The following is a 24,791-nucleotide window of genomic DNA, read 5'->3' on the forward strand; positions in this document are numbered from 1 at the left end:
AGAAAGAATGGAGAAAGAGGAGCAGAAGGCGTATCATCGCTATATACGTGGCATTATTTTAATTGGTTTAGCAATGCTCTTATTTAAACTACTTGTAACAGGAAATATTTATAATTTTATCGCTCCAAAAATGATCAAATTTACGTATATAGCTTTTGTAGTAATTTTAATTTTTGGTATTGTACAAGTTTGGGGAGATGGAAGAGAAAAACAGCATGATTGTAATTGTTGTAAACATCATACAACATCAAAATCAGGGATAAAAAGTTTCTTTGTATATGTTTTATTTGTTGTTCCGATAGTTAGTGCTTTTCTCTTTGGAAGTGTAACAATTGATGGAAGTTTAGCAGGAAAAAGGGGTATGAATCAAAGTGTACAGGCGAGAAGTCTGGAAAGAAACGAAAAAGAGGGGAAACAGGTTAAGTTTGATGAGCGAGAAGTATTAGTTGATTCAGAAGAAACATCAAATTTAGCAACGACTTATAAAACGGAAGAGCAAGTAGTAAAAAGTATGTTAGGACAGCGTAAACTACAAGTAAAGGATAAGGATTATGTTCAAACAATGAATGTAATTGGTCAAAATATTAATTGGTTTAAAGGGAAAGAAATTACATTTTTAGGGTTTATATATAAGGATAAAGATGTGACGGGGAATAAAGCAGTAGTGGCTCGATATGGCATAACTTGTTGTATTGCGGATGCATCAGTCTGGGGGATGATTGTTACCGGGAAAAATATTGAAAAAATTCCAGAAGAAACATGGGTGAAAATAACAGGATTATTAGATGAAACGACATATAAAGGAACAGTCTTTCCACTTGTAAAAGTAAACAAAATCGAGAAAATTAATAAGCCAACTGACCCATATGTATATGATGCTTTACCTCAATAGAAAAGAATAAATTCTTCATATTTTCATGAAATAGAATCATAATCAAGGCGATAAAAAAATAAAGATAAGAGTAATTTGGTTTGTTAAAAATATGTGCAGAAGGAGTTATGCGATGAACTGGGTTACTCATAAACCATCATTTGAATTTGAAACATTTAGTCCTATTATTCGGTCACAATCTGCGTGGAGTGGACATTTAGATTTTGCATATGACTTAGTACGATTTGAAAAACCAGAAACTTTAGTTGAGTTAGGTACACATTTAGGAGCTTCCTTTTTTAGTTTTTGTCAGGGAGTAAAAGATGGAGGGTTATCGACTAAATGCTTTGCAGTAGATACTTGGGCTGGAGATGGGCATACAGGTCCATATGGAGAAGGGGTTTTTCAAATAGTAGAAAAAGTAGTGAGCGATAACTACCTTAATATAGGAAATTTAATTCGATCTACTTTTGATGATGCTGTAGACCGGTTTCAAGATGAAACGATAAATCTTTTGCATATTGATGGCTATCATACGTATGAAGCTGTTTCTCACGATTATAATACATGGCTACCGAAAGTCGCGAAAAACGGTATTGTATTATTTCATGATATTGAAGTTAGAAGTAGTGATTTCGGCGTATATAAGTTTTGGGATGAGGTAAAAGCGAAGTACCCTCATTTTCAATTTGCGCATTCATATGGACTGGGAGTGTTATTTCCGAAGGGTTGTAGTGATAAGTTTGAGGAAATACTTAAAAATAAAGAAGAAATACAAAATATGTATAAATAAAGGTAGGGCATGCATCATTTTAATGATGTGTGCCCTATTTTTTATGTAGAAAATAATGGTGTGAATTAAAAAGCGAAGATAGTTGTAAAAAGTTTTATTGCAGCAAATATTAAAAAAGTTAGTATGGGATTTTTCTTTGTAAATAAAGTGAAGCTTTAATACGTTCATATCAATTCGGAATTTTACAGTAGTTAATTTCTTACCTAAGTGCTTTGCACTTACTGAATTTTGAGACGGGGGTCTTATTGGCCGAAAATATCGGGATAAATAAAAATACAACATTTTTTATATTTTTCATTGCGAAAAACGTAATCTACTTTTACAATAGAAAGGGTTGTGAATATATTATACTGGAAAAATAAATCGAAATAATATGAAAATTTTGTTTTGTCTTCGCTAATTGTATATTACATACATGTAAGACGACATACGTCATGTTATCGACTTGTAAGGAGAGAAAAAAATGAAAAGTGTAAGATTACCATCGATGCTAGAAATCATAGTTCTTTTATTACTATTTCTTGCTGTTGTCTTTTCCTTCCAAACGATTTTTGATCTCCCAATTCAATTAGCGCTATTTATTTCATGGTTTTTAGTAATTGCGCTTGGATTAAGATTAGGATTTCGTTATCAAGAATTGCAAGATGCAATTACGAAAGGGATTTCTAACGGATTAGAAGCGATACTGATTTTAGTTGCAGTAGGTGCTTTAATTGGAACATGGATTGCTGGTGGGGTAGTACCAACATTAATCTATTATGGATTAGAATTTATTCACCCTAGCATATTCCTATTAGCAACATTAATTATTTGTTCTATAACTTCTATCGCAACAGGAACGTCTTGGGGAACAGTGGGAACAGCAGGTATTGCTATGATGGCGATTGGTGAAGGACTTGGTTTACCACTTCCGCTTGTTGCTGGTGCAGTTCTTTCAGGAGCTTATTTCGGCGACAAATTATCACCACTTTCTGATAGCACAGTTCTTGCAGCTTCTATGGCGAAAGTAGATGTTATTGCTCACGTTCGAGCTATGCTCGTATTAGATGTTCCAGCTTATATTATTACTAGTATTATGTTTACTGTAGCTGGTTGGATGTATGGCGGCGATAATGTAGATTTGAATCGAGTAGAATTTTTAAAAGAAGCTTTATTAAAGCAATTTGATATTAAAATATGGATGCTTGTTCCGGCGGTCATTGTTATCGTTCTATTAGCGATGAAGAAACCGTCTATGCCAACAATTGCAATGGGAGCTTTAATTGGTGCAATTTGGGCAACCCTTTTCCAAGGGATGAACTTTGGAGAGGCGATTGGAACAGCTTATAACGGATTCTCAATTCAATCTGGTGTTGAGTTTGTTGACAAGTTATTAAACCGTGGTGGAATTAACGGCATGCTTGGCTCAGTAGCCGTTATTATTTTCGGTTTAGGATTTGGTGGATTACTTGAAAAACTAGGTGTTTTAAAAGTAATCGTATCAAAATTTGAGAAGAAATTAAATTCTGCAGGTAATGTAACATTGTCTACATTAATCGTGGCATTCTTAGCTAATATATTTGGTTGTGCGATGTATGTATCACTAATTTTAACACCAAAAATTATGGAAGATAGCTATGATAAATTAAAAATAGACCGTCGTGTATTAGCGCGTAACTCAGAAGTAGGTGGAACGTTAACTTCAGGTATGGTTCCGTGGTCTGATAATGGTATTTTTATGGCTGGTATTTTAGGTGTAGCAACGTTCTCATACGTTCCGTTTATGTGGTTAAGCTTCGTATCGTTAATTTTAGCAGTTATTTACGGATATACAGGCAAATTCATCTGGTATGTAGATGATGCCGATAAAGGAAAGCAAGCATCATAAAATAAAAATCACCTTCTACAATATGTAGAAGGTGATTTTTTTATTTTTTAATAGCATTTGCTGAAGTTATTTCATTCTCATATTTAGCAATTTTTTGTTGTATCTTTTTTAAGTTTTTTTCAGTGTCTTGAATGAGCTGTAAGACATTGGTCTCCTGTTGTTTCATTAATTCTAACCTTTGAAGGATGGTAGATTCTCCTTCCATAGACCAGTCGATAAATTGTTTTATTTTTTGAATTGGCATACCAGTGTTTTTTAAACACAAAATCATCTCTAAATATTTCAGTGCTTCTTCATCAAAAACTCAATCTCCTTTTTCGTTTCTTTGCAGAAAAGGAAACAGTCCTTGTTTATCGTAATAACGTATTTGAGAAATAGTTAAGTGTTGCATTTTGGCGACTTGCCCAATTGTATAATACATATCATTCATCCTTTTATTACCAAGGTATAATGCCATCTTTGTTAAGTATTTTACCATTATAGTTTGTTTCACTTAATGCATATTTAATAATAATTTTAGCACTTTCAGTGGTTGTATGGCCACCGGGGGAATTTCCATTAAGATCCGTAGTTGTAAAACCAGGAGTTACCCCAAATACTTCTGGACCGTTAGTGGCAAATTCTTTACTAAAAGCTAATGTTATAGTAGGTTACAATGGAAAGGATACAGCCTAAACTTAAGTTTAGGTCAAGAGGAATTTTTTTAAATAAATATAGAATATCTATATATAAGAGTGAGAATTCTTATCATTTAAGAGAAAGTCTGTTATTATAAGAGATGTAGGTATTATATTTTCAAGGGGATGAAAACATGGAGTACAGAATTGAAAGAGATACATTAGGAGAAATAAAAGTTCCAGCTGATAAATTATGGGCAGCACAAACACAACGTAGTAAAGAAAACTTTCCAATTGGAACAGAGCAAATGCCGCTTGAAATTGTAAAAGCATTTGCAATTTTAAAGAAGAGTGCAGCGCTTAGCAATCAAAAATTAGGAAAGCTATCAGAAGAAAAAGCAGAAGCAATTGTAGAAGCTGCGGATGAAGTGATTGCAGGGAAATGGAATGAACATTTTCCGCTTGTCGTATGGCAAACAGGTAGTGGTACACAGTCAAACATGAATGTGAATGAAGTAATTGCAAATCGTGGGAATCAAATTTTGAAAGAGAAGGGATCTGACGTACATATTCATCCGAATGATGATGTGAACATGTCACAAAGTTCAAATGATACATTTCCAACGGCGCTTCATGTAGCTTGTGTAATCGCAGTAGAAAATCACGTATTACCAGCAATTACGAAATTAAAAGAAACTTTAGCAGAAAAAGTAACTGCATTTGAACATATTATAAAAATTGGTCGTACACATTTACAAGATGCAACGCCGTTAACTTTAGGGCAAGAAATTAGCGGATGGCACCGTATGCTTGAAAAAACAGAGCGTATGATTGCAGAGAGCAATACATATATGAAAGAGTTAGCAATTGGTGGAACTGCGGTTGGAACAGGTATTAATGCTCATCCTAAATTTGGTGAGATGGTATCAGAGGAAATTAGTCAATTTACAGGTAAACAATTTGTTTCTGCACCAAATAAGTTCCATGCATTAACGAGCCATGATGAAGTTGTATATACCCACGGTGCATTAAAAGCATTAGCTGCGGATCTAATGAAGATCGCTAACGATGTACGTTGGCTTGCAAGTGGTCCACGTAGTGGTCTTGGAGAAATTATTATTCCAGCAAATGAACCGGGAAGCTCTATTATGCCAGGTAAAGTAAATCCAACGCAAAGTGAAGCGTTAACGATGGTTGTAGCGCAAGTAATGGGGAATGATGCAACAATCGGATTTGCTGCGAGCCAAGGTAACTTTGAGTTAAATGTATTTAAACCTGTTATTGCTTATAACTTCTTACAATCAGCTCACTTATTAGCGGATGCAATTGTTTCGTTTAATGACAATTGTGCAGTTGGTATTGAAGCAGATGAAGAAGTAATTAATGAAAATGTGAATCGCTCACTAATGCTTGTAACAGCGCTAAACCCACATATCGGATATGAAAATGCAGCGAAAATTGCGAAGCATGCTCATAAAGAAGGATTAACTTTAAAAGAAGCAGCATTGCAATCTGGGCTACTAACAGAAGAGCAATTTGATGAAATTGTAGATCCAAAGAAAATGATTGCTCCAAAAGAGTAATAGAAAAAGCCAGGGTTCTTAGTATAGAATCTTGGCTTTTTTGATGTTCATTTTTATGTTTCATCTACTTGCAATACTACAAGCTTCAAAATATATTATTTGTTAGCAGGCGTATTCATTACTTTCATCTGTGGGCAGTTCTCTTTTAAGAGTGAAATGAATTTTTCTTCTTCTAGTGGTATGAAAGTGGTCACTGAGTCAAATAAATTGTAATGGATTTCTAATTGTTGTCTAGTCCATTTTTTTGAATGAAGTTTTTTACCAGAGTATTTAACGTGACGAATATCTTCAAATGGAATTTCAGTATGAAAAATGAAACCGTGTTTTACAACAAGAGATGATTCCGTTACGTTGTAGTGAGAGAAATAGAATGAAGAAAGATTCACGATATTTAGCAGCATCATGAGAGTGAAAAAAATAGAATTTTCATTTTGGAAGAATAACGAAACGAAAAAAATAATTATAAATAATGTAATGAAAATGACGTGAAATGGATTTTTTTTCGCTTTAAATTTCAAGTTAGTCACCTCGGTATACTTGTTCTTTAACTAAATTAAATCATAACATTGTGATAAAACGTGTGAATATGCAGAATTGCATATTCACACGTTTTATTATTCATGTAAAATTTCTTGATGGGATAAATTCAAAAGAAGTTTTGTAATAGTGGAGTGGCATAAAGTGACTTACAAGAATAGAAAGATAGCGTTAGTCATAATTAGTTTTATGATGATTATGAGTAGTTGTGCTAATAAATTTGTTGACGATAGAAATCGAAAGCATACATTTGTACAAGCAAGTAAGGTTTTAGTAGAGACTGTAAATAGAATATATAAAAAGTAAAGGATGTTTTCTTATACGAAAACATCTTTTTTGTAGTTAAAATTGAATACTGAAGTTTTGTAATGAGTGAATACCAGTTCCATATTCACTAATCGCATATGCGTTCTGTGCAATTTACTTAACGGTAAACCAAGGGTCTTGAAGAATATTCATGTTCTATTTTACATCCTATAAAATGAATTTGTATAAACATATTCGCTTTTCGTTGTATTAAATCCTTTCGATAGATGTTTTTATAAAAGTTTATAAAATGGGCAAACGAAACGTTGAAATGTTTGTTTGTGTTGTGATAAGATGATGAAGTAATAATAAACGATATAGCGATTTGTTTGGTTTTTAAATAAACATTTTGAAGGAGTGTTTAGTATGAGCGATATTTCAGAGAAGTTTTGGGATGCGTCAATAGAGGAATTAAAGAAAGGGTATGTGTTTGATGAAGAAAAAGAGGGGTACATTTGCTTAGCTTGTGGTGAAACATTTATTAAAGGTGTTATTTATCAAGATAATCAAGTTTTGTATGAAGCAGAGAAGTTCGTCCAATTGCATATTCAAAATGAGCATACGTCTATGTTTGATTATTTGCTAAATATGGATAAGAAATTTACTGGATTAACGGATTTACAAAAGAAAATGGTTCAGTTTTTCTATATGGGACTGAATGATAAAGAAATTGTAAAAGAGTTGGATGGCGGAAGTACATCAACAATTCGTAATCATCGATTTACACTGCGAGAGAAAATGAAGCAAGCAAAAGTATTTTTAGCGCTAATGGAATTATCAGAAGAAAAATCAAAAGTACAAACCAAATTTGTACCAATTCATAGAACAGCAACGATGGTGGATGATCGATACAATATTACGGAAGAAGAAAATGATGAAGTATTAAAAGCTCATTTTACAGAAGGGTTAGATGGACCTCTCTCTAAATTTCCGAAGAAACAAAAGCGTAAATTAATTATATTGCGTCATTTAGTGAAGAAGTTTGATAGTAATAAAAAGTATACTGAAAAAGAAGTAAATACAGTGATAGAAAATGTATACCCTGATTTCGTAACGTTAAGAAGATATTTAATCGAATATGGATTTTTAGATCGAACAGCCGATGGAAGTCAATATTGGGTGAAGTTATAATCATATGAAAAGAAAATGAATAGAAGCACAGTATTATAACAACTATACAAAGAGATAGATATTGAAAATAGATTTTTAAGAAAAGGAGAAATGAAATTTGAAACCACCTGCAGATAACAATAAAGAAGGTGCGGAGTCACATAAGTTGGAAAGTGAGAGTAAACCAATTTGGAAATCGATGTCGATGTTTTTAGTACCGTTATTATTAAGTAATGTACTACAATCAGTTGGACAATTATTTGGTATGGTAGTAGTAGGAAGATGGCTTGGAGTTAATGATTTAGCGGCCATATCAGCATTCTTCCCATTATTTTTCTTGCTCGTTTCATTTGTAATTGGTATCGGTTCAGGGAGCTCTATTTTAATTGGTCAGGCGTTTGGTGCTAAAAACGAAGATCGTTTAAAAGCTATCGTTGGTACGACGCTGACATTTACCTTTATTATTGGAGTTGTGTTGGCGATAATAGGAAGTATTTTTGCGATGGATATTATGCGTCTAATGGGAACGCCAGAAAATATTATTGAAATAAGTGTACATTATGCACGGATTTTATTTATATCGATGCCAGTATTATTTTTATATTTCGCATATACAACATTTATGAGAGGTACAGGAGATTCTAAAACGCCATTTTACTTTTTAATTGTAAGTACAGCACTAAATATGATTTTATTACCAGTTCTTATTTTTGGATGGTTAGGAGCTCCGAAATTAGATGTGTATGGAGCAGCCTATGCATCTGTTATATCTACAGTTATTACGTTTATTGTCATGCTTGTGTATTTAAAGAAGAAAAATCACCCATTACAACTAGATGGAACAGTTAGAAAATACCTTCGAATGGATGGAGAGTTATTAAAGCTATTGCTAAGGCTCGGTATACCGGCAAGTATAAATATGATATTAGTTTCATTATCTGAGATTGCCGTAATCGCATTTGTAAATCGTTACGGTTCGGATGCAACAGCTGCTTACGGCGTTGTGAATCAAGTTGCAAGTTATGTACAAATGCCAGCAGTTAGCCTTGGTATTACAGTTTCTATTTTTGCAGCACAATCAATTGGGGCGAATCAATTTGATCGATTGCAGAAAGTTGTGAAGGCCGGAATTATTATGAACTACGTCATCGGTGGTGTGTTAATATCTCTTATTTATTTATTCTCAAGAGACATTTTATCACTATTTTTAACGAGTCAAACTACAATTGAAATTGCTCATAGCTTAGTTATGATTACGTTATGGAGTTATTTAATTTTCGGTCATGCACAAATTATTAGTGCGACAATGCGAGCGAGCGGTACAGTACTTTGGCCAACTGTTATTGGAGTTGTTTCAATTTGGCTTGTAGAAGTACCCGTAGCATATTATCTTTCTTACCATACAAGTCTTGGAATAGAAGGTATCTGGATTGGGTATCCAGCAGCATTTATTGTCAGCTTACTATTGCAGTATGCATATTATAAGCTTTCATGGCAAAAGAAACGAATTACACGATTAGTTAGTTAAATAGAAAAATGTCCCTAAGTTATTAGACTTAGGGACATTTTTTCGTAAGTGCAGGTTTACAAATAGCTTTTTAAAGTTATATCAAAATGTTGTCTAATGAGTGTTTTATCACTCATATAAAACTCCCACGCTTTTTCCGGTTCACCGATAATCTCAAAGGATTCCTCTGTAATATATAAAGCGCAATTATCCTCCAGTGCAATTCCTTCTATATTCCCTTGATGATTTTGTAAAAAGGAATGGAAGGCGTTCATTCTGTTTAATTGATTATAATGTGGACAAAATCTTTTATTAACAATACCCCATCCGTTACTCTCTATATAACCAGAACCTTCATAATCTGATCGGATACTAGACGTGAACCAACACATAGCACCAGCGCTATAACCAGCAATAAGTGTTCCTTGTTGCAGAGCTAATAATAATTTTTCATCAAGTCTATGTTCTTTCCATTGCGTAAGCATGTGAATATAGTTTCCGCCACCTAGATAAATTAAATCGGCTGAATGAATCATCTCCTCTATTTCATACTTAGAAGGTGAATCTGTTGTAATGCGTAAAATTTGTACTTCACAATGTAATTGTTTTTCAAACGTGTCTAAAAATAATTTTATATAGCTTTCATCATCATGACTAGCCGTTGGAATAAACAATACTTTTGGATACTGTTTATTTGTTAATTCTATAAGGCGTTCATTAATAGGCAAGTGATTTGAATCTTGTAAATCACCGCCACCAATGACAGCTAATTTCATAGTAAAGCACCACCTAATCATTTTTGTTATATAAAAATTCGATAGAAGAGAGTTACATTCCTTCCGTAATGTAATCAATAATTAGAAAATGTAGCTTAAGTATATCGGAATAGTAAAGAAACTACTGACTATATATACCAATACATTAGAAACCATTCATTGATATATAATATTTCATACTAATGTTTCAAAAAATGGAAAAAATATGTTTAAATAGATGTAATGAAGCATTCATTCATATTGAATTTATACTTATATTTTAAAAGGGTATCGGAAATAATAGCGATTTTCTAAAACAGTTTTTACTTTTAATAGGAAGTTGTATTACAATATGGTAAAATTATTTCAATATATTTATTTAATATGAAATACAAAGAAGGAGCGTGAAAAAAGTGGATTTTCGATTTGAATTTACAACGAAGCTGAAAGAATACTTAGACGATGAGAAGGATGAAAAAATAATAAAAGATGGACATAGAGATGTAATTTTTCACTATTTATATGCGTTAGAGACTGAAATTGGCGTTGTTAAAAATCCTAATTTTACTTTTTTTGCATCAGGAAGACGTTCACATATAGTGTTAGAAAACGTTGAATTTAAAACAGAAGTAAATGTAAAAAGTAATATAATTGAAATTACAAAAATAGTGGATAATGTAGTTATTCCGTTAGATACTATCGTAGCGAAGGATCGGGAATTATTTGCCCTTGGGCGTAATGAGAAGTTTAGTGTACAAATATTAGAGCAGTATCTCTTTGATACATTTGGAGATAAGTTAGGCTTATAATGAATAGAATGAGGTACGTATTTATAGGTAGTGAATTTTAGTTTGTATTACTTGCGTTTGACCTCTCATTTAATTTGTACTACAATTCGTAGTGTGAAAGGAGTCATACGATGTTTACGCAAAACTATAGGTTAAATGAGCAAGGATTAAATCATTTCTTTGGACCGCTTGAAGCGAAGATTATGGAGATTATTTGGTCTACTGAAGGTATTACTATTAAAGAAGTCCAGCAGAAATTAAGTGAAGAATCGCCTGTGAATTTTAATACTGTTATGACAGTTATGAACAGGTTAGTAGAGAAATTACACTTAGAAAAACAGACTGTGAAAAGAAGTGGCATATATCGTGCTATACAAACGAAAGAAGAATTCTTATCCAATCAAACGAAGAAAATGACACAGGAATTAGTGGGGGAATTTGGAGATTTAGTTATAACACATATGATAGATGAGTTAGAGCAGGCTGATCCGAATTTAATAAAAAAATTAGAAGACAAATTGAATCAGTTAAAAAAAGAGGATCGATGAAATGAAATGGCAAATGCGTAAAATCGTATTGTTAGCGCTCATTGTTAGTACCCTCTTTTTCAGCTTGTTATTGTATTATGTTACATATCCATTTCTCTTTCAAAATAAGGCATTCTTCCTTTCAAAGTTTTGCTTGTTTCAGTTAGAAAAACATATGAAAGAACTATCAATGGTTCGTATTATAATAGCGGGGTTATTATTAATTACTGTATTGATTGTGTGTAAAAGAATTTGGCGGCAATTTTTCTATAGTAAAAAAGTACAAAAAGTACTTATCCCATTTATTAGAAAAGGGAAACAAATATATATACTGCCGACTGCGGAAGTTGCAGCGTTTACAATTGGATTATTCCGTCCGAAAGTTGTCATGTCGGAAGGTTTGCTTCAGATGTTTTCAGATGAAGAGATTGATGCGATTATTTTCCATGAAGAATATCATCAAAATAATTGGGATCCGCTAAAATTATTTTGTTTTACGTTATTAGCAGAAGGAATGATGTACATCCCGATATTAAAAGAATTGTTACAACGATATCATACGTATCAAGAGTTAGCAGCAGATAAATATGCGATGCAAAAAATGGAATCTTCATTTGAGTTAGGTAGCGCGTTATTAAAATTAATTAAAATAAAGACAATGGAAAATCGATGTGTTACAGCTTCATTTGCAAAAACAGCAATAAATTTACGAATCGAGCAAGTGTTAAATGAAAAGGTTGCTAAGCTTACTATTCCGTTACATACGAACTCGGTATATGTAACAGTAGGGTTATTCTGTGTATCGATTGTACTTATTGTCGGAGAGTGCATATAGCCTCTTTTTTTTAGGGTAAACACTACCCTATGTAGTGTGGATAGAGTGTTGTCATTTATATCATTATACTTTTTATCGCTATATATATCTTATTTATCATATATTACAGGTATTTTATTGTATACAAATCAAATGACGGAAATGACAGCATTCTTTATTCGTCTATTCGGTGGATTTACAGGTTTTTAAAAATGAGGAGGAAGAAAAGTGAAGAAACTAATTGCTATTATACTAGTAGGTGCTCTCGTTTGGGCGGGGGTTAACTTTTATAATTCAAAGAAAGAAGAAAAGGAAAGAAAAGCAAAGCAAGCAGAGTTACAAGAGAAAGAAGTATTACCACAAGTAGGTTTTAAAGCACCTGGCATCACATTAAAAGGATTAGACGGAAAGTTGCAGTCGTTAAATGATGCCAAGGGAAAACCATATATTATTAATTTTTGGGCATCATGGTGTGGGCCGTGTGAAATGGAGGCACCTGACTTAGTTCATATGTATGATAAATATAAAAAGGATGTTGAAATTTTTGCGGTGAATGCAACTGTTAGTGACCCAGTACAAGAAGCAAGCGCATTTGCTAATCGCTATGGATTTGAGTTTCCGGTTCTACTAGATATGGACGGAGTAGCTGGACTAGATTATAAAGTATTCTCTTTACCGACGACATTTTTTGTTAATAAAGATGGAATTATAGTAGATCATGTACGAGGTGTATTACCACCAGATCAATTAGAAAAGAAATTTAAGAAATTGATTGAGAGCTAAAAGGGGATTTCGTGATGATGGAGTGGATCGTGAGATTACAACCCGTATCTCTTATAATTGGAAGTCTATTTGGATTTATGTTGATGAAACGAAAGATGAGGCATCAAAATGCATCATATGAAAAAATGATGGATGCCGTAACAAATGCGTTTATTATCATCGTATTTGTATGGAAGTTTGCACCAGCAATTTTAAATCCTGTATGGGCTTTTAAATCGCCATTGCAAGCATTATTAGCTACAGGAAGTATGCAACATATTGTAGTAGGATGCGTAATTGCTAGTGTATACATTGTTTGGAAAAGTAAAAAGGAACAATTTTCGCTTCGTATTTTACTTGATGCATTGCCTTTTGGTCTGTGTGTAAGTATTATCTTTTATTTTCTATTACATCATGAAGTAGGTGTACAAACGACACTACCATGGGGAATGAATATATATGAATCTAAATTTTTGTATCATCCTATTTTCGTATATGAGATTATCCTCAACCTTTGTATAATGGGCTTGTTATGGATGAAAAATGAAAGGCTCGGAAATGGAAAGAATATAAGTATTTTTTTAATTGTTGAGGGGTTTGCTCAAATTATTATTTCGCTTGTTAGTGAACAAAATTCGGTACAGTTTGGTCTATCAGCACAGCAAATAATGAGCTTTTGTATTATTAGTTTAGGGATTTTGTTGGTGCCGAAAAAATAAAAGATATCCATGTACAGAGAGTATCTGTGTATGGATATCTTTTATAAGCGTATTTCTTCATCATATGCTAAATCATTATATTGTAGAAACCTAAAAACCCCTTTATTAGGGGTTTTTAGGTTTCTACAGGTCTGCATGTGTTTCTTGTTTATCTGTATCCCATTTTGGAAGTTGTTTTGCTTGTTGATTTTCAGTGAAATTATTAAAGCCAAAAGCAAGTATGCATGTAAAGGTTAAAATAGCTAAACTAATCTTTTTCATTATCTTAGTGCCTCCTTAGTTAATAATTTTTGTTTTGCTTCGTAAGTTTTGAAAAAATATTTTTGAGATTTCTCTATTTTATTCACTTTATGAAATTCTACTGCTAATAATTCGTAATATTCTTGTGCATAATCGTATAATTCTTTACTGTTAAAATATGTGGTGCCTGCAATGATTGCGTTTTCTAAGTCGTCTAGAATACCAGTGTGTTGTGTTTTTAAGATAGTGAAATGGTGTTTATATTCTTGATTATTTAATTCATTACAAATTTCTAAGCCTTTTTGAACCCAATCGTTTGCAAGTTCTTTTTCATTTAAACTAAAATGTTCTTTGGCTTGTAGAAAATTGGCTTTTAGGTGTTTAGGTAATTTGTTTGTAACTATTGTAAGATGTCTAATAGCAAGGGTTGATAGATTTTGAGAAGAGTAGAGCCAACCTAAGTTATTTCGAACTTTTAAGATTAGTGTATCGTCTTTCAGCTTTTGTAAAATATTGATTGCTGAATTATAGTTCTCTTCGGCTTGTTCGAATTGTTTTAAATAAACAGAACATGAGCCTAAAATGTTTTCGCATAGAGCTATTTTAATTTCATAACGTGGATATTTTGAGAAAATCTCTTTCGCTTGATTTGCATAATTGATTGCTGTAAGTGGTTTGTTTGTATGGTGATTAAATATAGCAAATTTATATTTATATTCAGCTTCTTCTAGTTCGCCTGGTACATGTTTTAAAAGGGATTCAGCTTTTTCGTATTCTTTTTTTGCTTCATCATAATTTCCAATAATGGTAGCATGTTCAGCTTTAAAAAAGTGATAATAATAAGTAATAAAGTCTTCAGTTATTGGATTGTCTAAACGAACAATTTGACTAAAAGTATCATACTTAATGTTTGTCCAATCGGTTAGGACCTTATATTTAAAGTTTAGTAGGGAGTAGTAAAGCGATAGATTTTGATCAGCTTCAATTTTATTAATCTGTTTCTCTATTTTTTCTTTTAATTGTTTCGCTTCAATTAATTGCTCCGCCACCATTACTTGATATAAAATGTTTAATTCGTTGACAATCTGTTCATGCCCTTTTAATAACACACTCATTATATATTCCCCCATCCGATAAAAGTATCCTAATTTAATTATTTCTATAATAGCAAAATAGAAGAAGTATAAGAGTAATTTTACCATATTTTTCAACAAAATTCTGAAAAAATAATTAATTTTTACGTATTTCTTATTTTTATGTGAATATTACAAGTGCCTCTGGTAGTGGTGGGATGAATCTGACTCATGATACGTTAGCATCAATGGGAGGGATAGCTTCACTTGTAAAAATGTTTTTAGGAGGATTGTTCGGATTGGGTCCAACTGTTAAGTTTTTAACAAAAATTTCACTTTCTTATTTAATAAAAACAGGATAATCCGCATTTTATAAGAATCATCCTGTTTTTATTGATACATTAAAAAATCGGCGGAGTAACAGAAAACAAAACAATGGCATTTTTTTTAAAATGATTCACCCATTTATGCTTTAAATAAGCAGGTATCTTTACACTGTCGCCAGTTTCTAATACGTATTCTTCCTCATTTAAATATAATGTGATTTTCCCATCTAAGACAAATGCTAATTCTTCTCCTTTATGTTCTAGCACATTTTCTGATGAAGCTGTATTAGGCGGGACGGTCATAATTGCTGTTGCTAAATTTCCAGTGAAATCAGGTGAAAGCATTTCATATGATAAATTATCGATAATCATTTTCTTTCGTTTATGGGAACGTACAATTAAATCGTCTGTATTTGTATCTTCAAGTAAAAAGCTAAATGTTGGCACATCAAGAGCTTTAGCAAGCACTTTTAATGTTTGAATAGAAGGGTTAGCGGACCCACGCTCAATTTGACTTAACATAGATGGTGTAATATCGGCCATCTTTGCTAGTTCTTTACTAGTTAAACCTTTTTCTTTTCTTTGTTTTTCAATTTTTTTACCAATATCTATATTTTCCATAATGAAAATCTCCTTAAGGATTATTAAATTATATTTAAATAAATTAAATTAAAATTAACTAAAGTTAACGATTTGTGTTAAACTATATTAAAATTAATTTAATTATAATTTATTATATGGTGAGCTACAAGGATATAAGGAGGAAACAAAATGAAAGAAATAGGGGCATTACAAGCAAAATACCCATTAGTGAATAAACTTATTGCAACAGAAGAAGTATTTTGGATAAATCCAAACATAGAAAAGTATGAAAGGGCAATAAAAGATTCACCACTTAATGAAGAGAATGTAAAAGATGCGGAAGAGAGATTAAAGCGTTTTGCACCATATATTGCGAAAGTTTTTCCTGAAACGAAAGGGACGAATGGCATAATCGAATCACCTTTAGTGAAAATATCTTCTATGAAAGAAGCTTTAGAGACAAATTACAAGCAACCTATTTTAGGAGAATTATTATTAAAATGTGATAGTCATCTTCCGATATCAGGATCAATTAAAGCTAGGGGCGGCATTTATGAAGTGTTGAAACATGCTGAACAACTAGCTTTGCAGCACGGTATGTTAACAGAAGAAGATGATTATTCCATTTTAGATAGTGATACATGTAGAGAGTTTTTTGCCAAATATTCAATTGCGGTCGGTTCAACAGGAAATTTAGGGCTAAGCATTGGGATTATGAGTGCGAATCTAGGTTTTAAAGTAACGGTTCATATGTCAGCAGATGCGAAACAATGGAAAAAAGATTTATTAAGAAGTAAAGGTGTAAACGTTATTGAGTATGAAGCTGATTATAGTAAAGCAGTAGAAGAGGGGCGTCAGCAAGCAGATGCCGATCCTAGCTGTTATTTTGTAGATGATGAAAATTCCCATGATTTATTTTTAGGATACGCAGTAGCAGCATCGCGATTACAAAAGCAATTAGAAGAGTTAGAGGTTGTAGTAGATGAAAATCATCCTTTATTTGTTTATCTTCCGTGCGGAGTAGGAGGCGGACCTGGCGGGGTAGCATTCGGTTTAAAGTTATTGTATAAAGACAACGTGCACTGCTTCTTTGCGGAGCCTACGCACTCTCCATGCATGTTACTCGGTTTAATGACAGGACTTCATGATAAAATTGCTGTTCAAGATATCGGGATTGATAATGTAACAGACGCGGACGGACTAGCGGTAGGAAGACCGTCTGGATTTGTCGGTAAAACGATGGAACCATTTTTGAGTGGGAATTACACAGTAAGCGATGAAGAGTTATATAGATTGTTAAAAGAACTAGCTGACACGGAGAATATTTATTTAGAGCCTTCTGCACTAGCAGGTATGATTGGGCCAGTGAAAGTATGTAAAGAAGATGAGTATTTACAAAAGCAACAGTTAACAGAGAAGGTGAAAAAAGGTACTCATATTGTGTGGGGAACGGGTGGAAGTATGGTTCCAAAAGATGTAATGAATGAATATTATAGGAAAGGTTTGGAGTTAACGGTATAAGAAAAATGAGGCTAATTGTAGCCTCATTTTTTCATGTACATAAAAATCTTTGTTATTTTCACAATAGTTCTTTATAGTATATATAAAGGATAACTAATATTGAATAAATACAACAAAAAAGCTTTATTTTACATAATAAGAGGATGTGTATACGATGTCATTACAGACTAAATATATAGCGGGTATTTCGCTTGGGGTTATGGGTGTAGGCTTTGCGGCTTCTATCCCTTTTCAAGGAACGATAGCTGGAGAGATTATACAAGGGGGATTTGAAGCTGGGTTAGTTGGCGGGCTTGCAGATTGGTTCGCAGTTACAGCATTATTCCGTCACCCGATGGGAATTCCAATTCCGCATACAGCTTTGTTACCTAAAAACCGTAAACGAGTAACGAAAGGGCTCATCAATACGTTAGAAAATGAGTGGCTAACGAAAGAAAGTATTACGAATAAAGTAAAAGAAATGCAGCTAGCACAAATGGTGCTACAAATTGCAGAGAGAGAAATGCAGTCTGATGCTGTGAAAAAAGGCATTGTAACGATTGCTGAGAAGGCGATTGTTTCAATCGATACAGAAAAATTAGCGGTTATTATTGAAAAAGAATTAAAGACGTATTTACATACAATTAATACAAATAACATTTTACAAGTGCTTGTTGATCAATTAGTTGTGCAAGAATATGATGAGAAGACACTTGATTACATATTAGTGAAGGTAAAAGAATGGACAGCGCAAGATGAAGCTCGTTACCAGCTCGGTAGCTTAGGTATGAAGGCGATGGAAAATATAAAAGTAGATGGATTCTTGCAGTTTACTTTGAAATCATTTATGAATATTGTGGATGAAGATAAAATTGGCGGCATTTTGCAGAAGTTTATCATTAGTAATATTAACAGCTTACAAGAGGCTGATAATAGCACAAGACAACTTATATTAGCGAAGATTCGTCAAGAGATTATCAATGTAAAAGAAAATGAAGCCTTATTACAGGAATTAGAAAATTGGAAAGAAAAGTGGCTTGCGAATTGGAATGCTACTGACAAAATAAAAGAGATGCTAGAGCAAGTACAGCAAAGAGCAGTTGCTTTTGTAAATAATGAAGAATTTGCTGATAAATATGTTATTCCATTTTTACAAAAACAAATGAATAAAATAAAAGAAGATGAACAAACTGTTCAAAAAATAGAGGAGTGGTTACAAAAGCAAGTTGTCACACTTGTGGAAAAGAACCATTCGAAAATCGGTAAGCTTGTACAAGAAAACCTTGATAAGTTAGATGATAAAACGTTAATCGAAATGATTGAAAATAATGTCGGTAAAGATTTGCAGTGGATCCGAGTGAACGGGGCGGTTTGCGGATTTATGATTGGATTAGTGTTAGAAGGAATTAAAGCGATTATATGAGAAAAACCTTCCGCAATTGCGGAAGGTTTTTTATTTTTCGAGAACACTCATATTCAAATTATAAGCTTTCTCAATATTTAACTTGTATGTCCCATTTCCAGTTTTAATCGAATTTTTATACCAATGTTCTTGGGTGTTTAATTCTGGATGTTCTTCTGAAGAAGTATTTTCGTTTTTCGTTAAATCTTCTACTTGTTCCCAAGGTGTACTTCCATGTGTTTCTTTTTGATTCGTTACTGCTGTTAAAGAAACATCACTCTCTTTTGCAAGATGGACAGACACTCTTGAGCTTTCCTGTACAAACCAATTATTTTGCAATTGACCTGGATAAAGAGATAGTTCGTTATTTGAAGCACGGATTTCCACATTTTTATTTTGCGGAAGAACAAGCGTTGGTTTCACCTGTGGTGCTGAATTAAATAACGTATGCTGAACAGGTAATGATTTTAAAGTGATATACATCGTTTCTCCAGCCGTTTGAACTGAAAGGAAATCATCTCGTTTTAAATTGAGTTTTTCATTTGCTTTCGTTGTCATTTCATAAGTTCCCAAAAGATGAATTTGATTTGTATTATTTCCCTCTATCGTTAGAGGCTGATGTCCTGCATCTACTACGATTTTTTTGATAGATTCAGGTATATCAAATTGTCCGTCTGGAATATTACTCGTTTGCCTCGTTGTATTAATAGAATGACGAACTTCTTCTAGTAATCCAGTTGATAATAAACAGTAAAAAGCAATCCCGACACTTCCTAAAACGCCGATAAAGAAAATACTAAAAATATCATATTTAATAAAAGATTGCTCTTTTTTAGAGAATAGAAGGTATAGTAAAACTTCAGCTCCAAGTATGATAAGTAAAACTGGCCACCATGCAGTTAGTGTATCTAATACTTGAATTCCTTTTACGACTGAAAAAAGTAAAAAGCATCCTAACGATATAATAGAAAGCCCCATTGAGAATGTTCCAACACGCCATGTTCTCATTCTTTTGTACCACCTTTGTTTTCTTTATTTCCAAGTAACAATTTAAAGCCGCCGCCAATTAAGAGGAGTGCAACGATAGATGTTTGGAAATAGCGATAATATAGCTCGCTAAGATGAATGTTAAATATAGTTGCAAAGTAATCATTCAAAATAGGAAGGACTGTTTGATCTAATAAATAATAACCACCGAGTGTAATTAACCCGATACCGATCCATCTTTGATGATTGATAAAATAATCAATGATAGGCTCGTCATTTACACGTTCTTTTCCATACTTTGCAGTTTGCTGTAAAGCGTCAAAGAAGCTATAGAACCAAATGATTGGAACTAAAAATAAAAACGCAGAAAGTCTTAATAAATCGAGTAAATATATTGAAAGTAAAAAGGCTGCCATAAGCTGAAGGCCGCGGCGTTGTAAGCCTAAATACATATGTCCTGCTCCGGGGAACATCGCTAAAATAGAAGCGAATGTTTTATTCTTCTTTCCTTGTTCACGATGTTCTTCAAACTCTTCGAAAATAGTACGATCATCTAGTTGCTCGCCACGTTCTTTTTTCTGTAGTTGCTGAACAACGTCAAAGAAATTATAAATCCATAAAACAGGTAACGTAATAAGGAAGATAAGAAAACTTTCTTGCGATGTTAAAAGTGCAACGAAAATGATCATACTTCCGATTCCTGTGCAAGCTACTAAAAATGTAAGTCCGCGTTGCATAAGTCCTAATTGGAAATGGCCAAGCCCAGGGATGATGGATAAGAGAATGATATAAAATCGTTCGCTCTCTTTAGAGGAATTTATCACTTCTCCAGCTTCTTGCTTTTTCGTTTGGTTTATAATGGTGATAACTAAATCTAGTAAGTTAATTACCCATAGAACAGCTAGTAAAAATAGAGAAAGAAAAGCAATATCACGTTCTCTTACTACTATGGTACAAAATACTGCAAAGGAGAATAGAAATAGTGATCCCCCGCTATATAAAATAAACCGTCCTAGCTTTTTTAAGTATAAATGTCCAAGCCCAGGAATTAGCCCTAATACAAGTGCTAAAAAGGGATTTTTATTCATGCTTTGAACCTCCGTCCTTTTTCGATGTGTCTACCGATTTGTTTACAATTTGTTGTGAAATAGAAGACTCGTTATGTTTTGAAGATTTCTCTAAATTTGATGTCGCTGTAAAAATATACTGAAATAAACCACTTACCATAAAAATAATTGTAGCCGCAGTCGCAATTATGTAATGAATGATCGTGCGCTTTAGTGAGGTTGTTTTTATATTTTCATTAGACTGTAGTGTTTCAAAATTAATTTGCGTCATAACTTCGTTCGTAAATGAATCATCATTTATCATTGGAAGGTTTTCATGTTGTTCATCAATACTTTCCATATAAAGTGCTAAACAATGATCACATTCATAAAGATGTTCTTCCATAGATTCACGTTCATTACTTTCTATAAAATCTAATGTATAATTGCGCCAATCTTCTTTTGAATAATGCATCATAGAAACTCTTCCTCCTTCCAATGTTTTTTAATCCATTTTCGTGCTCGATACAGTTTCATTTCGACTGTTTTTACTTCGATGTTTTCCTGTAAAGCAATTTCTTGATAGCTCTTTTCTTCTAAGTAATGTGCGAGAACGACGTCACGGTAATTTTCTGGAAGTTCTCTCAGTTTTTGAGCAATGAGTAATTTTTGCTCTTTCGTCAATAATAAAGCCTCAATATTATGAGAGGACTGTATATTTTCCTCAGCTTCTTTACATAAGGAGAGTTCTTCACTTTCTCTAGCTTTCTTTCTCTTATAATCAATAGCGTGATTGGTGGCAATACGTGCCATCCACGTTTTTAATCCGCGAAATTGATAATTTGGGAGAGAGGTGTGAATTTTTACGAATACTTCTTGTGTAACATCTTTCGCATCTTCTTCATGTCTTAAAATAGAAAAGATAACTTGAAAAATATAATGACGATATGTTTGTACAAGGATACGAAAAGCATGCTCGCTTCCTTGCTGTGCTTTTTCAATTAATTGTTTTTCCTCAATCGGTCTCTCCCTCCTTTTTGACGCATTCTATTATATAGACGTAAAGAATGATAAGTCACCCTACACATTTTGTAAAAAAAGAATAATATATTTTTTGCGGGAGAGCTAGATGAAAAAAGGTGTGAAAAAATGGTAAAGAGAAGTATATAATGAGCAAGTAGGAAATGTTACACGTAGAAAGGATGTGAATGTTAGTAGGGCAAGGTCCATACTAACAAACATGAAAATTAAAATATTAATAGCAGATGATAACTCTTTTATTAGAGAAGGCATGAAAATTATTTTAAATACATACGAAGAGTTTCAAGTAGTAGATACTGTAAATGATGGGGAAGAAGCTGTAGCGTATTGTAAAAAGCATGAAGTTGATATTGCTCTTTTAGATGTTCGTATGCCAAATATGAACGGGGTAGAGGCGACGAAGTTCATTTGTGAAGAGACGAAAACAAAACCGCTTATTTTAACGACGTTTGATGATGATGAATATATTTTGGATGCAGTAAAAAATGGAGCGAAAGGTTATTTATTAAAAAATAACGATCCGGAGCGTATTCGTGATGCGATAAAAGGAGTATATAACGGTCAAACTGTTATGCAAGATGTTATTCTCGATAAAATTAAGTCTAATTTAATGGAAAGTAAAGAGGAAGAATGTAAAATTGATAAGAGCCTTTTCACAGAAAGGGAGCTTAGTATTATCGCATTAATTGCAAAAGGTTTCTCAAATAAAGAAATTTCGAAACAGCTTTTTATATCTGAGGGAACAATTGCAAATTATATTACGTCAGTTTTAGGGAAAACTGGACTTGAACATCGCACACAAATTGCGATTTATTACTTAACAGGGAAAGTAGATTAATGATATGGAATTTTGGTTAACTGTAAGTAAATTAATTGTCTTTTTATATATTGTGTTCAGTTATATTTACGCAAATATAGCAAATTTACCGTGGGTTATATTTACTTTACTTATTTACCTCTCTGTAAACGTAATGATTTCTATATTTAAAAAAGATACGTATAAAAAAATATTAATCTGTATGTCCATTGGCGTAGTTATGTTATTTACATGGAGGGTTCATCCATTTTTTATTTTGTTTTTACCTTTGAACTTATACGAAATTACATTCTATTACATAGAAAAGAATTGGCCACGCTTTGTCGTTATGATGCTCCCAATTACGATTGCAGATGAAAGTATTCGAATGACTTATGGATTAATTGTTGCATTTTCTTTTCTCGTTTTAACTATTGCAGATCGATATATATCGCGTGTAGTAAAGCTTGAATCGCAAAATGATAAGATGCGAAAAGATATGCAACGACTTACGAAAAGCTTACATGAAAATAAAGAGTACATAAGACAATCTGAATACACATTTAAGCTAGAAGAGAGAAATCGGTTATCGCAAGAAATTCATGATAAAATTGGTCACTCGATGACGGGTGCGCTTATTCAAATGGAAGCAGCAAAAAGGTTAATGGAAATAGATAAAGAAAAATCTGCGGAGTTATTACAAAATGCAATTCACATTTCAAAAGATGGAATTGAAAGTATTCGCATTACATTAAAAAATATGAAGCCACCAACTGAGCAAATTGGTATTCATCGTATGAAATTATTCATAGAGGAATTTGCCGGTAAGAATGATGTGAATATTCCTTTTGTATATAAAGGGAACTTAGATATGATTTCTCCCATTCAGTGGAAAATTATCGGTGAGAATGTTACAGAAGCACTAACAAATGCAATGAAATATGCTGATGCTACAGTTATTTCTATAGATATTCATGTGCTTAACAAGATGGTTAAGGTGCAAGTGAAGGATAACGGAAAAGGGGCAGCTCTTGTTAAAAAAGGTCTCGGTATTATGGGGATGGAGGAGCGAACAGCTTCAGTAAACGGAAAAATTATTGTAGATGGAACAAGTGGCTTTTCAGTGACGATGTTGTTGCCGATATAAGAGAATGGGACGAAGATGAACCATCTCATATGAAAAAAGTGAATAATCTCATGTGAAAAGAATGAACTTCTGCACTGAGCAGGTTCATTCTTTTTGTTTATACTAAAAGCAGAGAAACCGAAATAGGGGTGAAATGATGAATACATTAGAAATTAAAAATTTAACGAAAAAATTTGGTGATTTCATCGCAGTTGATAATATGTCTTTATCTATTAAAGAAGGAGAAATATTTGGCTTTTTAGGATCGAATGGTGCTGGTAAGAGTACAACGATTAATATGATTGCTGGTTTGTTAAGAAGTAATGAAGGCGAAATTAGCATACTAGGAAAAAATATAAAGAAACATAACCGATTTGCGAAGATGAATATCGGTATCGTTCCGCAAGATATTGCGATTTATGAAGAGTTAACTGCCTATGAAAATGTGAAATTCTTTGCTGGGTTGTACGGATTACGAGGAGCCGAATTAAAAGCTAGGGTAGAGGAAGCTCTTCAATTTGTAGGACTTAGTGATAAACAGAAAAGCTATCCGAAGAACTTTTCTGGCGGGATGAAACGAAGACTGAATATCGCTTGTGCGATTGCTCATAGACCGAAGTTAATTATTATGGATGAGCCGACAGTTGGAATTGATCCACAGTCAAGAAACTACATTTTGCAGTCAGTACGTAAATTAAATGAAATGGGAAGTACGATTATTTACACGAGCCACTACATGGAAGAAGTAGAAGAGATTTGTACGAAAATCGCAATTGTCGACCACGGTAAAGTGATTGCAGAAGGTACGAAAGAACAGTTAAAAGCGATTATTACAGATACGAAAGATATTTGGATTGAAGTGAAGTCAGTAGAAAATTTAGATGTAGAAAAGTTAAAAGAGATAAACGGTGTGAAAGCTGTTCAAATTGAAGAGAACGTAATCAAGGTAAACTCGGATGCAGGATTAAATAATTTAAATCAAATTATTCAGCATTTCATTAATCATGACATTGAAATTCGTTCGTTAGAGGAGCAGGCTCCCAACTTAGAAACAGTATTTCTTACGTTAACCGGAAGAAACTTACGAGATAAATAAAAGGTAAATGAAGAAAAGGT

Annotated in this window: 28 protein-coding genes and 2 pseudogenes; 19 read left to right on the forward strand and 11 right to left on the reverse strand. The window is 33.0% G+C overall.

Features of this window, described 5'->3' with window-relative positions:
* The first annotated feature begins 7 nt into the window (after nucleotides 1-7).
* The 3 genes from BHV55_RS08960 (at nucleotide 8) to nhaC (ending at nucleotide 3,531) form a co-directional block, all read left to right on the forward strand.
* Entirely contained in the window at nucleotides 8-892 is an 885-nt protein-coding gene (locus tag BHV55_RS08960; RefSeq protein ID WP_000409931.1) for a TIGR03943 family putative permease subunit, read from the forward strand.
* Nucleotides 893-1,004: 112 nt separating this feature from the next.
* Complete coding sequence (locus BHV55_RS08965) at nucleotides 1,005-1,664, forward strand: class I SAM-dependent methyltransferase (RefSeq protein WP_001104673.1); 660 nt, start codon at nucleotides 1,005-1,007, stop codon at nucleotides 1,662-1,664.
* A 463-nt stretch (nucleotides 1,665-2,127) separates the two neighbouring features.
* On the forward strand, nucleotides 2,128-3,531 hold the full coding sequence (nhaC, locus tag BHV55_RS08970) for a Na+/H+ antiporter NhaC (RefSeq protein WP_000843992.1): 1,404 nt from the start codon (nucleotides 2,128-2,130) through the stop codon (nucleotides 3,529-3,531).
* A gap of 40 nt (nucleotides 3,532-3,571) precedes the next feature.
* Here the strand turns inward: nhaC and BHV55_RS08975 are convergent.
* A pseudogene (locus tag BHV55_RS08975) lies at nucleotides 3,572-3,952 on the reverse strand (MerR family transcriptional regulator).
* Nucleotides 3,953-3,968: 16 nt separating this feature from the next.
* Nucleotides 3,969-4,175, reverse strand: a pseudogene (locus BHV55_RS08980) (SDR family NAD(P)-dependent oxidoreductase); the annotation flags it as partial.
* A gap of 167 nt (nucleotides 4,176-4,342) precedes the next feature.
* On the opposite strand from BHV55_RS08980, the gene fumC reads away from it, so the two are divergent.
* A complete protein-coding gene (gene fumC / locus BHV55_RS08985; RefSeq protein ID WP_000456608.1) occupies nucleotides 4,343-5,731 on the forward strand; it encodes a class II fumarate hydratase in 1,389 nt (462 codons plus the stop codon).
* Nucleotides 5,732-5,826: 95 nt separating this feature from the next.
* On the opposite strand, the gene BHV55_RS08990 is transcribed toward fumC, so the two are convergent.
* The gene (locus tag BHV55_RS08990; protein ID WP_000669070.1) at nucleotides 5,827-6,249 is read right to left on the reverse strand and encodes a PH domain-containing protein; all 423 of its coding nucleotides are present in this window, start codon (nucleotides 6,247-6,249) and stop codon (nucleotides 5,827-5,829) included.
* Between the two features lie 163 nt (nucleotides 6,250-6,412).
* Here BHV55_RS08990 and BHV55_RS08995 point away from each other — a divergent pair, with 163 nt between their 5' ends.
* The 3 genes from BHV55_RS08995 to BHV55_RS09005 all read left to right on the forward strand — a co-directional run bounded on the left by BHV55_RS08995 (nucleotide 6,413) and on the right by BHV55_RS09005 (nucleotide 9,212).
* Nucleotides 6,413-6,574: a hypothetical protein gene (locus BHV55_RS08995; RefSeq protein WP_070757106.1), complete on the forward strand. Its 162-nt coding sequence runs from the start codon at nucleotides 6,413-6,415 to the stop codon at nucleotides 6,572-6,574.
* 366 nt (nucleotides 6,575-6,940) lie between these two features.
* Complete coding sequence (locus tag BHV55_RS09000; RefSeq protein WP_001280276.1) at nucleotides 6,941-7,705, forward strand: DUF2087 domain-containing protein; 765 nt, start codon at nucleotides 6,941-6,943, stop codon at nucleotides 7,703-7,705.
* A gap of 97 nt (nucleotides 7,706-7,802) precedes the next feature.
* A complete protein-coding gene (locus BHV55_RS09005) occupies nucleotides 7,803-9,212 on the forward strand; it encodes an MATE family efflux transporter (protein WP_000804128.1) in 1,410 nt (469 codons plus the stop codon).
* 56 nt (nucleotides 9,213-9,268) lie between these two features.
* Here BHV55_RS09005 and BHV55_RS09010 read toward each other — a convergent pair whose 3' ends face one another.
* Nucleotides 9,269-9,967 carry a peptidase E gene (locus tag BHV55_RS09010; RefSeq protein WP_000762121.1) on the reverse strand — a complete coding sequence of 233 codons (699 nt, stop codon included), beginning with the start codon at nucleotides 9,965-9,967 and terminating at the stop codon, nucleotides 9,269-9,271.
* 392 nt (nucleotides 9,968-10,359) lie between these two features.
* Here BHV55_RS09010 and BHV55_RS09015 point away from each other — a divergent pair, with 392 nt between their 5' ends.
* The 6 genes from BHV55_RS09015 (at nucleotide 10,360) to BHV55_RS09040 (ending at nucleotide 13,556) form a co-directional block, all read left to right on the forward strand.
* The gene (locus BHV55_RS09015) at nucleotides 10,360-10,755 is read left to right on the forward strand and encodes a DUF3942 family protein (RefSeq protein ID WP_000347526.1); all 396 of its coding nucleotides are present in this window, start codon (nucleotides 10,360-10,362) and stop codon (nucleotides 10,753-10,755) included.
* A gap of 110 nt (nucleotides 10,756-10,865) precedes the next feature.
* Nucleotides 10,866-11,282 carry a BlaI/MecI/CopY family transcriptional regulator gene (locus BHV55_RS09020; protein ID WP_000495075.1) on the forward strand — a complete coding sequence of 139 codons (417 nt, stop codon included), beginning with the start codon at nucleotides 10,866-10,868 and terminating at the stop codon, nucleotides 11,280-11,282.
* 1 nt (nucleotide 11,283) lies between these two features.
* A complete protein-coding gene (locus BHV55_RS09025; protein WP_070757105.1) occupies nucleotides 11,284-12,096 on the forward strand; it encodes a M56 family metallopeptidase in 813 nt (270 codons plus the stop codon).
* A 48-nt stretch (nucleotides 12,097-12,144) separates the two neighbouring features.
* Entirely contained in the window at nucleotides 12,145-12,285 is a 141-nt protein-coding gene (locus BHV55_RS09030) for a hypothetical protein (protein ID WP_162495423.1), read from the forward strand.
* Nucleotides 12,286-12,303: 18 nt separating this feature from the next.
* Nucleotides 12,304-12,858 carry a TlpA family protein disulfide reductase gene (locus BHV55_RS09035; RefSeq protein WP_000733185.1) on the forward strand — a complete coding sequence of 185 codons (555 nt, stop codon included), beginning with the start codon at nucleotides 12,304-12,306 and terminating at the stop codon, nucleotides 12,856-12,858.
* 17 nt (nucleotides 12,859-12,875) lie between these two features.
* A complete protein-coding gene (locus BHV55_RS09040) occupies nucleotides 12,876-13,556 on the forward strand; it encodes a prolipoprotein diacylglyceryl transferase family protein (RefSeq protein ID WP_070757372.1) in 681 nt (226 codons plus the stop codon).
* 123 nt (nucleotides 13,557-13,679) lie between these two features.
* Here the strand turns inward: BHV55_RS09040 and BHV55_RS09045 are convergent, their stop codons facing one another.
* Together BHV55_RS09045 and BHV55_RS09050 are read right to left on the reverse strand one after the other, a co-directional pair.
* Nucleotides 13,680-13,817 carry a hypothetical protein gene (locus BHV55_RS09045; RefSeq protein ID WP_000724010.1) on the reverse strand — a complete coding sequence of 46 codons (138 nt, stop codon included), beginning with the start codon at nucleotides 13,815-13,817 and terminating at the stop codon, nucleotides 13,680-13,682.
* Nucleotides 13,817-14,911 carry a response regulator aspartate phosphatase gene (locus BHV55_RS09050; RefSeq protein ID WP_000114846.1) on the reverse strand — a complete coding sequence of 365 codons (1,095 nt, stop codon included), beginning with the start codon at nucleotides 14,909-14,911 and terminating at the stop codon, nucleotides 13,817-13,819. Before BHV55_RS09050 ends, BHV55_RS09045 begins: the two co-directional genes overlap by 1 nt.
* 143 nt (nucleotides 14,912-15,054) lie before the next feature.
* Between BHV55_RS09050 and BHV55_RS09055 the strand changes: the two genes are divergently transcribed.
* Nucleotides 15,055-15,231, forward strand: a complete 177-nt coding sequence (locus tag BHV55_RS09055) for a hypothetical protein (protein WP_001999537.1) — start codon at nucleotides 15,055-15,057, stop codon at nucleotides 15,229-15,231.
* A gap of 39 nt (nucleotides 15,232-15,270) precedes the next feature.
* Here BHV55_RS09055 and BHV55_RS09060 read toward each other — a convergent pair whose 3' ends face one another.
* Entirely contained in the window at nucleotides 15,271-15,816 is a 546-nt protein-coding gene (locus tag BHV55_RS09060) for a helix-turn-helix domain-containing protein (RefSeq protein ID WP_016117549.1), read from the reverse strand.
* 150 nt (nucleotides 15,817-15,966) lie between these two features.
* Here BHV55_RS09060 and BHV55_RS09065 point away from each other — a divergent pair, with 150 nt between their 5' ends.
* Both BHV55_RS09065 and BHV55_RS09070 read left to right on the forward strand, forming a co-directional pair.
* The gene (locus BHV55_RS09065) at nucleotides 15,967-17,298 is read left to right on the forward strand and encodes a D-serine ammonia-lyase (RefSeq protein ID WP_070757104.1); all 1,332 of its coding nucleotides are present in this window, start codon (nucleotides 15,967-15,969) and stop codon (nucleotides 17,296-17,298) included.
* Between the two features lie 154 nt (nucleotides 17,299-17,452).
* A complete protein-coding gene (locus BHV55_RS09070) occupies nucleotides 17,453-18,700 on the forward strand; it encodes a DUF445 domain-containing protein (RefSeq protein WP_070757103.1) in 1,248 nt (415 codons plus the stop codon).
* A gap of 30 nt (nucleotides 18,701-18,730) precedes the next feature.
* Here BHV55_RS09070 and exsE read toward each other — a convergent pair whose 3' ends face one another.
* The 4 genes from exsE to BHV55_RS09090 are packed head-to-tail and all read right to left on the reverse strand — an operon-like array spanning nucleotide 18,731 to nucleotide 21,732.
* The gene (gene exsE / locus BHV55_RS09075) at nucleotides 18,731-19,687 is read right to left on the reverse strand and encodes an exosporium protein ExsE (protein WP_001261429.1); all 957 of its coding nucleotides are present in this window, start codon (nucleotides 19,685-19,687) and stop codon (nucleotides 18,731-18,733) included.
* Entirely contained in the window at nucleotides 19,684-20,754 is a 1,071-nt protein-coding gene (locus tag BHV55_RS09080; RefSeq protein ID WP_001039119.1) for a hypothetical protein, read from the reverse strand. The genes exsE and BHV55_RS09080 overlap by 4 nt, the downstream gene beginning before the upstream one ends.
* Nucleotides 20,747-21,190 carry a hypothetical protein gene (locus BHV55_RS09085; RefSeq protein WP_000972351.1) on the reverse strand — a complete coding sequence of 148 codons (444 nt, stop codon included), beginning with the start codon at nucleotides 21,188-21,190 and terminating at the stop codon, nucleotides 20,747-20,749. Before BHV55_RS09085 ends, BHV55_RS09080 begins: the two co-directional genes overlap by 8 nt.
* A complete protein-coding gene (locus BHV55_RS09090) occupies nucleotides 21,187-21,732 on the reverse strand; it encodes an RNA polymerase sigma factor (RefSeq protein WP_306461541.1) in 546 nt (181 codons plus the stop codon). The genes BHV55_RS09085 and BHV55_RS09090 overlap by 4 nt, the downstream gene beginning before the upstream one ends.
* A gap of 220 nt (nucleotides 21,733-21,952) precedes the next feature.
* On the opposite strand from BHV55_RS09090, the gene BHV55_RS09095 reads away from it, so the two are divergent.
* The 3 genes from BHV55_RS09095 (at nucleotide 21,953) to BHV55_RS09105 (ending at nucleotide 24,771) form a co-directional block, all read left to right on the forward strand.
* The gene (locus tag BHV55_RS09095) at nucleotides 21,953-22,591 is read left to right on the forward strand and encodes a response regulator transcription factor (protein ID WP_070757102.1); all 639 of its coding nucleotides are present in this window, start codon (nucleotides 21,953-21,955) and stop codon (nucleotides 22,589-22,591) included.
* Nucleotides 22,592-22,595: 4 nt separating this feature from the next.
* Nucleotides 22,596-23,696, forward strand: a complete 1,101-nt coding sequence (locus BHV55_RS09100; protein WP_000397678.1) for a sensor histidine kinase — start codon at nucleotides 22,596-22,598, stop codon at nucleotides 23,694-23,696.
* Nucleotides 23,697-23,832: 136 nt separating this feature from the next.
* Nucleotides 23,833-24,771, forward strand: a complete 939-nt coding sequence (locus BHV55_RS09105; RefSeq protein WP_001093820.1) for an ABC transporter ATP-binding protein — start codon at nucleotides 23,833-23,835, stop codon at nucleotides 24,769-24,771.
* Nucleotides 24,772-24,791: the final 20 nt, after the last annotated feature.

Origin of the sequence: Bacillus sp. RZ2MS9, assembly GCF_001816185.2 — a bacterium.
Lineage (GTDB): Bacteria > Bacillota > Bacilli > Bacillales > Bacillaceae_G > Bacillus_A > Bacillus_A cereus.